The sequence below is a fragment of the Photobacterium sanguinicancri genome, from assembly GCF_002265265.1.
In the GTDB taxonomy this organism is placed as follows: domain Bacteria; phylum Pseudomonadota; class Gammaproteobacteria; order Enterobacterales; family Vibrionaceae; genus Photobacterium; species Photobacterium sanguinicancri.
In genome coordinates, this window is the sequence record NZ_NOIF01000026.1 from 26,203 (window position 1) to 38,604 (window position 12,402).

The 12,402-nt window shown below is 41.6% G+C and carries 13 protein-coding genes; 5 read left to right on the top strand and 8 right to left on the bottom strand.

Going from position 1 to position 12,402, the window contains the following annotated elements:
* Positions 1-20 precede the first annotated feature (20 nt).
* From ASV53_RS06430 to ASV53_RS06450, 5 genes are all read left to right on the top strand, one after another.
* A complete protein-coding gene (locus ASV53_RS06430; protein ID WP_094956497.1) occupies positions 21-833 on the top strand; it encodes a hypothetical protein in 813 nt (270 codons plus the stop codon).
* A 29-nt stretch (positions 834-862) separates the two neighbouring features.
* Positions 863-1,198 carry a hypothetical protein gene (locus ASV53_RS06435; protein ID WP_062687623.1) on the top strand — a complete coding sequence of 112 codons (336 nt, stop codon included), beginning with the start codon at positions 863-865 and terminating at the stop codon, positions 1,196-1,198.
* A 2-nt stretch (positions 1,199-1,200) separates the two neighbouring features.
* On the top strand, positions 1,201-2,169 hold the full coding sequence (locus tag ASV53_RS06440) for an HprK-related kinase A (RefSeq protein ID WP_094956498.1): 969 nt from the start codon (positions 1,201-1,203) through the stop codon (positions 2,167-2,169).
* Complete coding sequence (locus ASV53_RS06445; protein ID WP_094956499.1) at positions 2,099-3,226, top strand: nucleotidyltransferase domain-containing protein; 1,128 nt, start codon at positions 2,099-2,101, stop codon at positions 3,224-3,226. Before ASV53_RS06440 ends, ASV53_RS06445 begins: the two co-directional genes overlap by 71 nt.
* 269 nt (positions 3,227-3,495) lie before the next feature.
* Positions 3,496-4,134 (top strand): outer membrane beta-barrel protein, encoded by a 639-nt coding sequence (locus ASV53_RS06450; RefSeq protein WP_094956500.1) that lies wholly within the window; start codon positions 3,496-3,498, stop codon positions 4,132-4,134.
* Between the two features lie 95 nt (positions 4,135-4,229).
* On the opposite strand, the gene ASV53_RS06455 is transcribed toward ASV53_RS06450, so the two are convergent.
* The 8 genes from ASV53_RS06455 to ASV53_RS06490 all read right to left on the bottom strand — a co-directional run bounded on the left by ASV53_RS06455 (position 4,230) and on the right by ASV53_RS06490 (position 12,295).
* Entirely contained in the window at positions 4,230-4,736 is a 507-nt protein-coding gene (locus ASV53_RS06455) for a ComEA family DNA-binding protein (RefSeq protein WP_094956501.1), read from the bottom strand.
* Positions 4,737-4,942: 206 nt separating this feature from the next.
* Positions 4,943-5,758 (bottom strand): alpha/beta fold hydrolase, encoded by an 816-nt coding sequence (locus ASV53_RS06460; RefSeq protein WP_094956502.1) that lies wholly within the window; start codon positions 5,756-5,758, stop codon positions 4,943-4,945.
* A 40-nt stretch (positions 5,759-5,798) separates the two neighbouring features.
* The gene (locus ASV53_RS06465; protein WP_062687618.1) at positions 5,799-6,371 is read right to left on the bottom strand and encodes a nucleoside triphosphate pyrophosphohydrolase family protein; all 573 of its coding nucleotides are present in this window, start codon (positions 6,369-6,371) and stop codon (positions 5,799-5,801) included.
* Between the two features lie 163 nt (positions 6,372-6,534).
* Positions 6,535-7,713, bottom strand: a complete 1,179-nt coding sequence (locus tag ASV53_RS06470) for an XrtA/PEP-CTERM system-associated ATPase (protein ID WP_094956503.1) — start codon at positions 7,711-7,713, stop codon at positions 6,535-6,537.
* Positions 7,714-7,715: 2 nt separating this feature from the next.
* A complete protein-coding gene (locus tag ASV53_RS06475) occupies positions 7,716-9,176 on the bottom strand; it encodes a TIGR03016 family PEP-CTERM system-associated outer membrane protein (RefSeq protein ID WP_189337835.1) in 1,461 nt (486 codons plus the stop codon).
* Positions 9,145-10,086 (bottom strand): XrtA-associated tyrosine autokinase, encoded by a 942-nt coding sequence (locus tag ASV53_RS06480; RefSeq protein WP_094956505.1) that lies wholly within the window; start codon positions 10,084-10,086, stop codon positions 9,145-9,147. Before ASV53_RS06480 ends, ASV53_RS06475 begins: the two co-directional genes overlap by 32 nt.
* Positions 10,083-11,630 (bottom strand): XrtA system polysaccharide chain length determinant, encoded by a 1,548-nt coding sequence (locus ASV53_RS06485; RefSeq protein ID WP_094956506.1) that lies wholly within the window; start codon positions 11,628-11,630, stop codon positions 10,083-10,085. The genes ASV53_RS06480 and ASV53_RS06485 overlap by 4 nt, the downstream gene beginning before the upstream one ends.
* A gap of 17 nt (positions 11,631-11,647) precedes the next feature.
* On the bottom strand, positions 11,648-12,295 hold the full coding sequence (locus ASV53_RS06490; protein ID WP_205049182.1) for an XrtA/PEP-CTERM system exopolysaccharide export protein: 648 nt from the start codon (positions 12,293-12,295) through the stop codon (positions 11,648-11,650).
* Positions 12,296-12,402 lie beyond the last annotated feature (107 nt).

A 12,402-nucleotide genomic window follows, 5' to 3' on the forward strand; every position in this document is an offset into this window, starting at 1 on the left:
GCGGACGATTGGGGGATGTTATGGATAATGAGCATCAAACTAACAGTAACACCGATGCTAACCACAAAGAGTCAGCGACAAACCTGCATGCAATCTCTTCAGAAGAAGAAGCCTCACGATTCTCACGCCGTCGGTTTCTCCGAACATCTGCGGCTGTATCACCTGTGCTGTTATCACTTAAAAGTCCAACAGCTTGGGCGAGTGGGATGGGAGAACAGAACTGCAGTATCATGATGTCAGGTAATGCGTCTAACCCCCAAAACTGTGTAACAGAACCACTTGCGCCTCGTGAATGGGAAGACATTCTCAATTCTCGCCGAGATTCCCCGCAATACCCGCTTCGTCAGTCACTAAAAAGTGGTGGGATCAATGGTAACTCCCCCTTCAATGGCAAGTTTTTGCGCCCTTTAAATCAATGGCGTTATTCTCCAACCAAAGGTTGGATGTTTAAAGTTTCTTTTCGTAAGTGCAGCAATCCAAAGTTTAAACAAACACTACGAAACGCACAAAACTCTAAATATAAAATCGCACTCTCGTTCAAACCGACATCACGAGAGAAAGGCAAGCAAAAAGAAGATTTTATCATCATCCTTGAACCGCCTCGTTTTCATAACACAGTCGTGACTGCGTATTTAAATAGCTACTTTTCACCCAGTTTAATCAGCTATGGCTATTACCCAGAGCAAGTGGAGACATCGGTAATACAAACCATAATGACGAGCGCCAACCTGATAATGGACGAATTAAATAAAGGTAATGAACCGAAGAAAAATCTCGCCAGCATCTATCGCCCTTTTACTCAGTTAGTGCGGGATTTGAAACGCTGGACATAACAATCAACTGAACAATAGCAAGGAATGCTATGACAGAAGCAAGGCAGCTTACAAACAAGGTGAGGTTTCACCCCAAGTTTACTACCAATGAATGTACATTCACTGATGGTAAGAATGGGGTGATTTTCAGCCCTGCGACATCCGAAACCCTGCTATGTGAATGCTCAGTACTTGACTACATCAAAGCGATAGAAGCTGATTTAACAAATCATGCCACCTTATCTACGGCGAACTTAGCGTTAAGCGATGATCAGCGCATTATTATTGAAAAGCTGCTTCACATACGGGTTTTGCTGCCACTAAATAGCGTATCACCTGAATTAACACGCCCATGCTCCAGCTTTTCCGCATTAAGTGAGGAGTAGCTATGCCGATTCTAGATCGTTTAAAAAAAATCATACCCGCAATAAACAAACATTATACTGTTGTGACAGGCCCTTTTATCATGTCGATTTCTAGCCCAGTACCGAGTGTACAACGCTATATCGAAAGCCATTATGCTCATAATTTAATTGATTGTAATGACAACACTTTCATCGATTTTGAAATTCAGATTGGTTTTGGGAAAGGCATAAGGCGCTGGTTTCGACAGCAGGCTACATTTACCTTTAATCACCATCAACCTTTCAAGCCCCTCCCTCTCAATCAAGCCAATGCCATGTTGGAATGGGGAATGAACTGGGTTATTTCCAGTTACGCACATCAGTATTTAATTATTCATGCAGCAACCTTAGAAAAAGACGGTAACGGTATTATCATTTCCGCCCCTTCAGGCTCAGGTAAAAGTACACTCTGCGCGTACCTCGCCGCAAAAGGGTGGCGATTACTCTCTGACGAACTCGCTCTGATCGATCCTGAAACACTTCAATTACATGGGCTAGGTAGGCCCATGAACTTAAAAAATCAATCTGTTGATTTAATGCGTAATTATTATCCAAAATCTGCTTTTAGCCCTATTATTCAAGATACGCATAAGGGCAAAATCAGCTTAGTAAAAGCACAGTCTACTTATACTGAGCAATTACCACTCGTTGCAGACCCGAAACTGCTAGTGTTTGTCAATTATGACCATTCTGAATCTTGTTACGCCGAGCGAGTGACACAAAGCCACGCGCTTACTGAGATAATTCAGAACAGTTTCAATTTTGGTTTACTCAACCAGCAAGGCTTTCAAACAGCAAAAGCACTAGTGAACAAAACTAAAGCCCTCTTTATTGAATATCATAACTTTCAAGAGTGTGAGTCTGTTATCAAGGAGTACCTGGATGAAAGAAGCAGTATCCCAAGGCAACAAAGTGGAAACACTGCCTCTAGTGAATGTGCTCACATCACCTGAAAAGTTGATTCACGCCTCACCTCGTATACAAGCACAAGTGATTGCAGAAGCTCGCTACTTTAATATGCTCGCTCAGTTAAAGTATGTATGTGAAGATGCCAATATTTGGTACCAATTACCACTTCGCGTCAAACAACACATCCAATCCGCAGAATATTCCTTTAAGAACCAAAAACGCCAGTTAGACATCGAGCACGCTGCTATAAAAGAGGCTCTATCTGAACTATCTTGTTCTTGGGTATATTTAAAAGGAGCGGCCTATCAAATGCTTGAGCTGCCCGTTTTCTACGGCCGTTTAATGAACGACATTGATATATTAGTACCAGAAGACCAACTAAAGAAAATCGAAACCGCGCTTGGTGATCACGGCTGGACACATAAAACGCTCACCGACTACGATGAAAAATTCTACCGTGAATGGTCACAAGAAATCCCACCGCTTAGGCACTTTTCTCGTCAGACTGAACTCGATGTCCATTTCAATATTTTGCCTAAGCGGCTCAGCCAGTCACCGGCCTCTGCTTTTTTGCTAAAGCAAACCCAGCGGTTAAACAGTGACGAAAATGCTTATACCCTCACCCCTGCAGCACTGTTGCTACATAGTGCAATCCACTTATTTCACGAGAGCGAATACCACAAAGGGATCCGTGACCTATTCGATATTCATCTTCTCATTAAACACTTTGGGACTGACGATGCCTTTTGGTCACAGTTAGTTACCTTGCAAGCGCAACTCGGCAATACTGATAGCACGTTTTACGCTCTGCATTTTAGTGAGGCTATTTACCAGACAAAAATCCCTGCTCATATCAAAGCACATTACCAACAATACAAACCGAACATGTTGACACTTATGCTAACTGAGCCCTCTTTTCATTATGTATTCACATCTATGTATCCACTTCATCACCACTCGGGTCACCATAGGGCTATATCAACTCTCTATCTTCGCGGTCACTTTAAACGCCTGCCAATTTATAAATTAATCCCTCACCTTATAAAAAAATCGCTTTTAAAACTGTTACCCGAGAAAAAAGAAGAGACAATGTTCGACTAAGAACAACATATGAAATATTTATATTTCTTTTCTTTAAATAACTGATTAAGTACGTTCTGAATATCCCCTCCCCCAAATCAAACCTAAACCACTGAAAAAAAACAAGTAGTGACAACCCCATCATGCGGAAAAGATATTCATCGCGTTACTTATAGACACGTATTGTCCAAAACCAACAATTAAACAGTGATTTTTATTTTGACATTTGAAGTCAAACCAATATAATTCAATGCAAAACCAATCACTATAATTACTCAAAAGGTAAGACAATGAAAAAAATTCTTTCTGTAGCAGCAGTAGCTCTAGCACTTTCAGCAACAGCAGTACAAGCTAATGAAGGCGTTTACGTTGGTGCTAGTTACCAGTTCAACAAGATCACAGCAACAGAGCTTAACGATGTATTCAAAAACGACACGAATACTCTAAACCTTATCGCTGGTTACGACGTCAATGAATTCTTCGCTGTTGAAGGTAACATTGGCCTAGGCATGGGTAGCAACTCAGAATCTTTCGATACTGGTGCATTCAAAGAACCATTCTCTGGTGAGAATAACGATGCTCGTTTTAAAGGTAAAGTTAGTAACAAACAAGGCATGTCTTACGGTATTCACGCTGTAGGTAAACTACCTGTTCACGAAATGATTGGCTTATTTGCTAAAGTTGGTTACTCAAGCATGAGCTACGAATCAAGCTTATCGGTTAAAGAAACTTTTTCTAATACACCTTTAAATGCTTCAGAAAAGACCAACATTAGCGGCCTAAGCTACGCAATCGGTGCTGAGTTTAATGTAATGCCAGAGCTAGCAATCACTGCTGAGTACGGTGTATTCGGTGAGTCTAAAGAATTTTTACCACAAACTAAATTCAAAGCATCTGGTTTCAACATTGGTATGAAGTACAAGTTCTAATTTGAGTTAACACGCTTTACTTGTAATTATCAATATACTCAAAAGCGGCTTCGTATTGACGAAGCCGCTTTTTTTCTGCCGTATTCGTCATCAAACTAAAACTTCAAATACTTCTTCATACCTGCCACACTTTTCTGGCCAAGCCCAGGCACCTTTTCAAGATCAGCGGCTGATTTGAACTTACCATTTTTCTTACGATAATCGATGATTGCCTGTGCTTTTTTATCCCCTACACCTGGTAATGACTCCGCTAGCTGCTTAGCCGATGCACTATTAACATTCACAGCTTTAAGTGCTTTTTTGGTCGTTACAGATGATGCAGTGGCCGCTTTGACTTTATCTGATTTCGATTTATCTGCTTTGCTCAGGTCAGATTTCGCACTCTCTGCTTTTTTATCTATATTCGCTTTATTAGCTGAAGCTTTATCGGTATTTTTTGCCGCTTTTTTAACTTTTTTAATGCAGTCTGTTTTCTTTGTTTTATCCGATTTATATTTACTTTCACATTTTCCAATTTGCGCTTTCAGTTCTTTATCTGCAGTGGCTGCATAAACAGATAATGGTAATACTGCCAATGCAAAAATTAAAAATAACTGCTTCATCTCCAGTCTCCTTTGTAAATAAGCAAATAACGCTTCTAATACATGCCCCTATATCTAGTTAAGCCCAATATATGAAAAGGGGGAGACCATTTTCTTTTTGTCTCATGTTTGAATCACAGCCTAGGCTAAAGTTACAGGTAAAGAAAAGGCCTGAATAACACTGTTATTCAGGCCTTTAAATACATCAAATGGCAGACTAGGTGCTGCTAATCATAAACCGTTGCTAAAAACTGCTCTAGCTTCTCTGTTACAAGCTTGGGTTGTTCTAAATTACTAATATGTCCGGCTTTCGGGATCACAAAGTAACTACTGCCCTTAACTGTATCATGCATGAGCTGTGACTCTAATGGCGTACGCGGTTTATCTTCAGTACCCACCATGATCATAGTCGGTAATGTAAACGTCTCAAGATCATCGAAGGCATCACGGCGACCAAAGACTTTTCGCCCGATCGTCGCAACATCGACAGCGCGCTGCCCTGTTAGACTTGAAAGGTGTTCACGGAAATGAGCAACTAGCTCTGGAGAGTCCGTTTCTGCGTTATTTGCAAAAAACATAGGAACAACAACATCAAGAATTGGTTCAGGCACAGCCTGAGCAGCCGTGATAGCATCAAGCATACCAAAGTACTTCGCATGCGTAACTTCAGGTTCAAAGCCAACAAAAGTATCCATTAATACCAAGGATGTCACACGCTGTGGTGCTAATGCAGTTAAGTCCGTCCCCCACATACCACCAACAGACAGCCCAATTATCGAAAATGTATCGATTTCAAGGTGATCCATTAAGGCTAGAAGATCTTGCGCATAGTCTTGCAGCGTGACCGTTTGTACTGGCGCCGCATCAGACCCACCGTGCGCCCATAAGTCTGGCACAATGCAACGGTACTTTTGGCTTAAAGCTTCAATTTGTGGCGCCCACATAGCGTGATCCCACAAATAGCTATGCCCCATCAAAAGGACGGGCCCTTCACCCTGATCAACATACTGCATTGTGCTGCCGTTGATAGTAAATGTTTTCATTCCATGCTCTCTATTCTTAGGGGAAGATAAACCGATAACGCTAAACTAATTTCGCTAAATCAGCAGGACGATAATAAACTGATTTTAATACTTTACCTTGACGAATAAGCTTACCTTCAAGCTCGACGTCTTTGGCACATTTAGCAATAATGAAGTTACCTTTCTCGCTCGCCGCAATTTCTACGCCAGATTTAGCATAAAACTGTTTAGTGTCTTCAAACTCAGCCATATCTCGACAAACTTTGCTCATGTTGCTTGAATGCACTTCATCCCAGCAAATAACAAAATTGATATTACGACGGCTGGCAATGTTAAGCAGCAAGTCAATAAGATAGCTAATACCAATATTGTCTTCTACTTTCGCATGGCCCAAATGTACTAGTCGTCCCATAAGCACATAAACAGTATCAACAATGGCGTCAGCTTGCTCATCCAATGATGTCGCTTCTGCAAGCTCGGTCATTTCTTCAATTGCTAGCGATGTATGCAATTGGTCAGCTTTATCATCCAATGTCGCTGGCGAATCAATATCCAGATCAAACGTTGCACGAAATTCAGTGATATCACGGTATAAGTGGTCAAAAAGAGTTTGATCTAGCAGTGAAAGGTTCATGTTTTGTTCCTATAAGACGTCTTTCTAAAAAGCTTCACACGTGTGAAGTAATGAATAGTAAAGCAAACGAAGACGAGATACAAAAACAAAGAAGGTAGATATAAAACCTCATTTTATTCATGAGGTTAATATCAACAAAGGAGGATGGTTAACAAGCCGAATACTATGAATGTGTTTTCATTAATGCCTTAAACCAATGTTTTTGCTTCAATGGCGAGTTGACCTCTTCATCAATTTCAGCAAGCACACGTTCGCTTGTATTCACATTACCGTCCTGAGTGTGGCTACCATCGCCAGCATCTTCTGATAACAGTTTTCTTTTTTGGCGGATCATTTTATCTAATTGACGGATCGTGCTAATTTTCCGTTGAATAACGTTATCGAGTACAGTGGAAACTTCATCTAACGTTTTAAATACTGCTGCCTGCTTACTATCCTGGCCACTATTCTCAACCGTATTTTGATCATGGTGACTTTCTGCGGAATTACAATCAGATGCTGTAGCTAATACTGTCGAGGTGGATAACGAGCCTGATAACTCTCCCCCCATCTCTTCTATCACTTGCGCGATATCATCGAGCGTAATCACGGTTAGATCTGCCATGAAAGCATAAAGAAACAGGCGGTCAGCAAAGATGTTTATCTTCCGTGGTATTCCTGCTGTATACGTAGCAATTTTTTCAAAGATGTCATCATTAAGCTGAGGGTGGCCATCCCACCCCGCTTGTACCAATCGATGTTTAATATAATCACGAGTTTGTTCTTCGTTAAACGGTTGCAAATGACACGAGGCAATAATGCGTTGCCTGAATTGTTCCATTTCTGGCAGTTCGATAATCCCTTTAAGTTCTTCTTGCCCCAGCAGAAAACTTTGAATCAAAGGCTGATCATCAAGCTGAAAGTTCGACAACATTCGTAACTCTTCTACTGTTTCAGCTGGCAAATTTTGAGCTTCATCGACAATCAATAAGGCTCTTTTCCCCTGACTATGAAGCTGTAACAGATACATTTCTAACTTTTTCAATATATCCGCTTTGTTCAAACCTTCGACGTCTAAGTTAAACTTGGCGGCAACTAAACGTACCAATTCATCAGGGGTTAAACGCGTCGTCGCAATTTGGACTGCCACGATAGAGTCATCAATCAGCGATAATAAATTCCGAGCAAGCGTTGTTTTTCCGGTTCCAATAGGACCTGTAATAACAATAAAACCTTCCCCTTGAGATAAACCGTACTGTAAATACGACACGGCTTTATCATGGTGAGGGCTCGCAAAGAAGAAACGAGGATCCGGGCTCAACTTAAAGGGCTTATCAGTTAAGCCAAAATGCGATTCATACATAATTAAAAGCTCATTTTTAAGTCATAATAGAATCGGTTTTCATCATATTCATAAATAGAGGATGAAGACTGTCGGGTGCTATATCTATAGCCAAATGAGGAAGTTAGCTTCTTAAGGTGCTGATAAACACCGCCGATATCAAAGGTATGGTAATCATCATTCTGATTAGAGCCATCTAAGCGATCAAAATCGTAGGTGGCGTATTCATAAGCACCGTTAATTTTAAATCGGCGGGTTAAATTATGATTTCCACTGATTCTTGTACCATATGAACGCTCGTCCTGATTTTCAGAAAAAACAGTTAACGCTTCTTCTTGGCGACCAAAAAGAGAGAAGCTGTATTGTGAACGTCGTAAATCTAGCGTTGATGTCCAGTCTAATAACCGAACCAGAGTAATATCTTCAGGCCTATCCCCGACAGTAAAATTTGTCCGATCAAAACTCACTGGCTCTTCTGTATAACTAACAGTATTGGTGACACGGCGATTACGGTGGCTGAATAAAAACTCGTAAGCATCACCAAAAAATCGCTTACCGTATTCTAGGTACAATCGTGTTCTCGGTGTAGGGTTAAAGTTAAGTGAGCCCGCCCAAAAATCGGGATTAACATCATCTTCAGAGAAGTTATAACTTAGCTCGGCATAAGAACGTTTATGCCAAAAATAACGCACGCCCGGCCCCCAACTGACCGTTTTTCGGCTATTCAAATCACTCGAGCCTTCGAGGTTCTCATAATTCAAGCGCATCAATGGCGAGAAACCATAAATAGTTTGCAAACCAAGGGTCTCGCTCAATGCGGTATAGCGCGTATCGCCTATTTCATCTTCACGGCCTTTTTTATAATCATACGACGCATCAATTTGCCAAAAAACGTCTTTGATACTTTGGCCGTTCGCAAAACTTACCGACGCACCATAGCCATTGTAGTCACCGATTCTATCGCCACTGCGACTTACCCGAGTGAAGACTCGGCTTTCTAGATCTATTTGGCTTAGAGGATTACTTCTGAATCCAAAACCAATTTCACCACGTTGATTTTCTACTGTATTTCCTGAGAAAATATCTGCAGCAGCGTCGTCATCGAGCGATTTAGCCACATTCTGAATACTGGCATTGGCATCAACAAAAAAGCCACTATGCGCTATGCCCTTTTCAGCCACAAAGTCTAAATCGTTGTACAGATCATCACGGTCGCTACTGTCGCTGTATAAAAGCTGCCTAATTTGATAATCAAAATTTAAGTAACCTTCTGTAGCAAGAATGTCGGCTTTTAAACCTGCTCCTATCGTCGTGATAAAGCTTGCTGTTTTATCAGGTTCACGGTCAACGTTATCTGTAAAAACCAGACCAACATCCACACTTGGCGTGAAAGTAACATCAGCGCTGTAACCACTCATCGAGACAAATGACGCAACACCAATAACATATATACTAGGATTTCTTCGCTTTCGAGTCATAGCCATATCCATATCCGTATTGACTATACGCTCCGCGTACGGCTTTATTCATAATAAAACCAATTGCCATGTCCTTGTTCAACTGCGATACCGCCGCTTTTACATCAGCAATTTTGGTTTTGTCCTGTTCTACAACAATCACGGCCTGCCCCAATAACTTAGATAGGGTGACTGTTTCAACGACCCCAAGTAATGGTGGGCAATCAAACACAACCACACGATCGCTATATCTTGATGCTAATTCTTTGGCCAAGATTTCCATTTTACTACTTGCGAGTAGTTCGTTATTTAAATGGTGAAACGCCCCAGCAGGCATCAACTTTAGATTCGGAATTGAGGTGGGATATATAATGTCTGATAACTGAGAAACATTACCGACCAGAAAATCAATTAAACCCGGCTTATCTTCAATATCTAAGGTGTGGTTAACACTTGGCTTAATAACATCAGCATCAACCAGCAATACCGTCTTATCTTTTTCAGATGCTAAGCTAAGCGCTAAGTTAACAGCAGAGAACGTTTTACCCTCATCCGGTAAAGCACTTGAAACCATCACTAGGTTGCCGTTTTTGTGAAAAGCCGCGCCGCTACCAAATGCATTATCTAACAGCTTTTGTTTGATAGAACGAAACTCATTGTTAATTTTAACGTTAACAGCCTCATCGGTATGCATAACCATACCCATGTTTTTTAACCTTTCCGTATCAATAGCAATGGGTTGATGAACTACTGACTCTTTTGCCGTTAGCAACTTCTCCGCAGCATACGAGTCAGCAGAAGCAGAAACATTGTCCGTCTCTGACGGTATGGCAACTTTAGACTGAGCCCCTTTTTTTGCATTCATTGCCGCGGTAATGGAATTCGGCTTTGCTGTTGACTGGCGATGCTTCCCCATCGCTTTTTCAATGGTACTCATAACAACTCCATTAACGACAGAATACGTCCATGAACTGATGGAATCAGGTTCATTAACATAAAGCCGATGAATATAGTGATTAACCCAACAAGAACGGCACCAAAGATAAAGACTTTACGCTTATTGGTTTTCGTTAACCCTGATTGCTCAGTAGCTGATACCGCGCCAAATACAGGTAAATTGGTGACTTGATACAATTGATTAGCTGAAGTAACAACCGGAGAAACTTGGCTACTAAGGAAAGACATCCCTGTTCCAGCGCCCAGCCCAACAATCAGCACCATGCTCAACAATAATGGTCTTACTGGCCCTGATGGTTCTGTTGGTACACGTGGTGGGTCAATCACCCGAAACTTAATATCATCTGATGCGGCCCCTACACTTTGCGAAATAAGCGCAGACTCTCGACGAGACAAAAGTTCTTCATACTTATTCTTCGTAATGTCATAGCTTCGCATTAAGTTCGTCAACTTAGCTTCTACTTGCGGTAATTTAGCCAGTCTTTCACGTAAAAAAACGACTTTTTCACTAAAACTGGATGCCCGTACTTTTAACGATGCTTCCTCATTTTCAAGCTGACGAATAATCAACTTCAGGTCATTGAAGAGATTATCACCTCGGCCCCCCGCTACAGACGCTGTTTGTTGTGAGGCTGACTTAAGGTCTTTCAGATCCGCGATTTGACGGCGTGTCTCTTTTACATCTGGGTGCTTTTCCGTGAATCGGAACAGCAGTGCATCTAACCTTGTTTCTAGGGCTTCTAATCGTTCGTCATATTCAGTTCGAATACCCGTATAGTTTTTTGACGCTAAAGAACGTTCGCTGCTGAGCTGAGAACGCGCTGTGACTAACTGCGTTTTCACTTCGCGCAATTTGAGCTGAGTTGCTTCTAATTCAGACTCTAACTGCTCTAAACGGTTGTAGTAATTTTGTTCTGAACCCGGCATATAACCAGCATTTTGCTGTTTAAACAAAGCTAAGCCTGTTTCCGCTTTTAATAAGCGTGTTTCGTAATCCTCTATCTGCTTTGCTATAAACTGGCTCGCCTGATCAGTATCTTGACGTTTCTCACCTAATGCATTTTCAACAAACACGTTAAGGGCCGATTGAACAACATCGCGTACATAACGAGGATCATCGCCGGAGTAACTGATGGTAAATAAGTTTTCACGCCCTGCAGAACGGATCTTGATATTTGATTTAAGATCTTCCAAGATCTCTTCGTATTCTTCGTTATTTGTCGCTCGAATATCAGCGTCAGTGTCTCGTGCGATGGTCTCTAAATTTGAGCGACTTAAAAGGGTTTTAACCATTAACGCCACTTCTTGAGAAGGATCCGTTTCGATGGTTAAACCACGTAATAAGGGTTGTAAAATAGATCGAGTGTCAGCATACACACGTGCATTGGCGGTGTACTGATTAGGCATCATGGTGACAAATAACCAACCAAGAGGACATATCACCCACGCCGCAATAATTGCATAACGGCGTTTTAACCACACACCGCGAGCATACTGAATCAGAATATCAAGCTGTTCTTGCATCTGCTTCCCTTCCCTGATTAGAACCAAGCTTCCGGAATAATAATGATATCGCCAGGAAGAATGTCTACATTGGCACGGATTTGACCATCACGAAGTAAATCACCCATGTTCAAACCGTACTGGCGCTGCTGTCCGTCAACAACACGGATCAAACGCGCATCATTTCCGTCGGCATATTCCGTTAAGCCGCCCACTTCCACCATGACATCTAGCAATGTCATATTTTCACGATAATTAATCGCTTTCGGCTTTGAAGCCTCACCGATGACACGAACTTGTTCGCTATAAGGGCCAACAAAACCTTGCACGATAACGGTAACAATAGGATCTCGCACATATTCAGCTAAGCGCATTTCTAGGCTACGAGCTAAGTCAGTTGGGGTTCGACCTGACGCAGGAACATCATCAACTAAGGATGTAGATAACATGCCATCAGGGCGTACAGAAAACGTACCCGAGATTTCAGGGTTACCCCATACAAAAATATTCAAAGAGTCACCAGGACCAATCAAATATTTGTACTGGTTAATATTTTGAGTAAGCGACGCTTGAGGTGTTGTTGAGGGTAACGTGGGTAAGTCGTTAGATGAGCAACCTCCAAGGAACAATACTGTTGCGCATGCAATCGTACTGGGAACAGTAAGCGAACAACCTTTTTTCTTCATAACAGCATCCATCCTGCTCTGTTTCGTCCAAAAACCCTAATAAACAAATAACTAGGGTGCACTTATTACTATGGTTTAGAAGATGTCATTTTTCCATTGAACTTATT

What these genes read in the sequence shown, in the direction of transcription:
- ASV53_RS06430 (WP_094956497.1), top strand. Translation starts at nt 21, where the DNA reads ATGGATAATGAGCATCAAACTAACAGTAACACCGATGCTAACCACAAA.
- ASV53_RS06435 (WP_062687623.1), top strand. Translation starts at nt 863, where the DNA reads ATGACAGAAGCAAGGCAGCTTACAAACAAGGTGAGGTTTCACCCCAAG.
- ASV53_RS06440 (WP_094956498.1), top strand. Translation starts at nt 1,201, where the DNA reads ATGCCGATTCTAGATCGTTTAAAAAAAATCATACCCGCAATAAACAAA.
- ASV53_RS06445 (WP_094956499.1), top strand. Translation starts at nt 2,099, where the DNA reads ATGAAAGAAGCAGTATCCCAAGGCAACAAAGTGGAAACACTGCCTCTA.
- ASV53_RS06450 (WP_094956500.1), top strand. Translation starts at nt 3,496, where the DNA reads ATGAAAAAAATTCTTTCTGTAGCAGCAGTAGCTCTAGCACTTTCAGCA.
- ASV53_RS06455 (WP_094956501.1), bottom strand. Translation starts at nt 4,736, where the DNA reads ATGAAGCAGTTATTTTTAATTTTTGCATTGGCAGTATTACCATTATCT.
- ASV53_RS06460 (WP_094956502.1), bottom strand. Translation starts at nt 5,758, where the DNA reads ATGAAAACATTTACTATCAACGGCAGCACAATGCAGTATGTTGATCAG.
- ASV53_RS06465 (WP_062687618.1), bottom strand. Translation starts at nt 6,371, where the DNA reads ATGAACCTTTCACTGCTAGATCAAACTCTTTTTGACCACTTATACCGT.
- ASV53_RS06470 (WP_094956503.1), bottom strand. Translation starts at nt 7,713, where the DNA reads ATGTATGAATCGCATTTTGGCTTAACTGATAAGCCCTTTAAGTTGAGC.
- ASV53_RS06475 (WP_189337835.1), bottom strand. Translation starts at nt 9,176, where the DNA reads ATGGCTATGACTCGAAAGCGAAGAAATCCTAGTATATATGTTATTGGT.
- ASV53_RS06480 (WP_094956505.1), bottom strand. Translation starts at nt 10,086, where the DNA reads ATGAGTACCATTGAAAAAGCGATGGGGAAGCATCGCCAGTCAACAGCA.
- ASV53_RS06485 (WP_094956506.1), bottom strand. Translation starts at nt 11,630, where the DNA reads ATGCAAGAACAGCTTGATATTCTGATTCAGTATGCTCGCGGTGTGTGG.
- ASV53_RS06490 (WP_205049182.1), bottom strand. Translation starts at nt 12,295, where the DNA reads ATGAAGAAAAAAGGTTGTTCGCTTACTGTTCCCAGTACGATTGCATGC.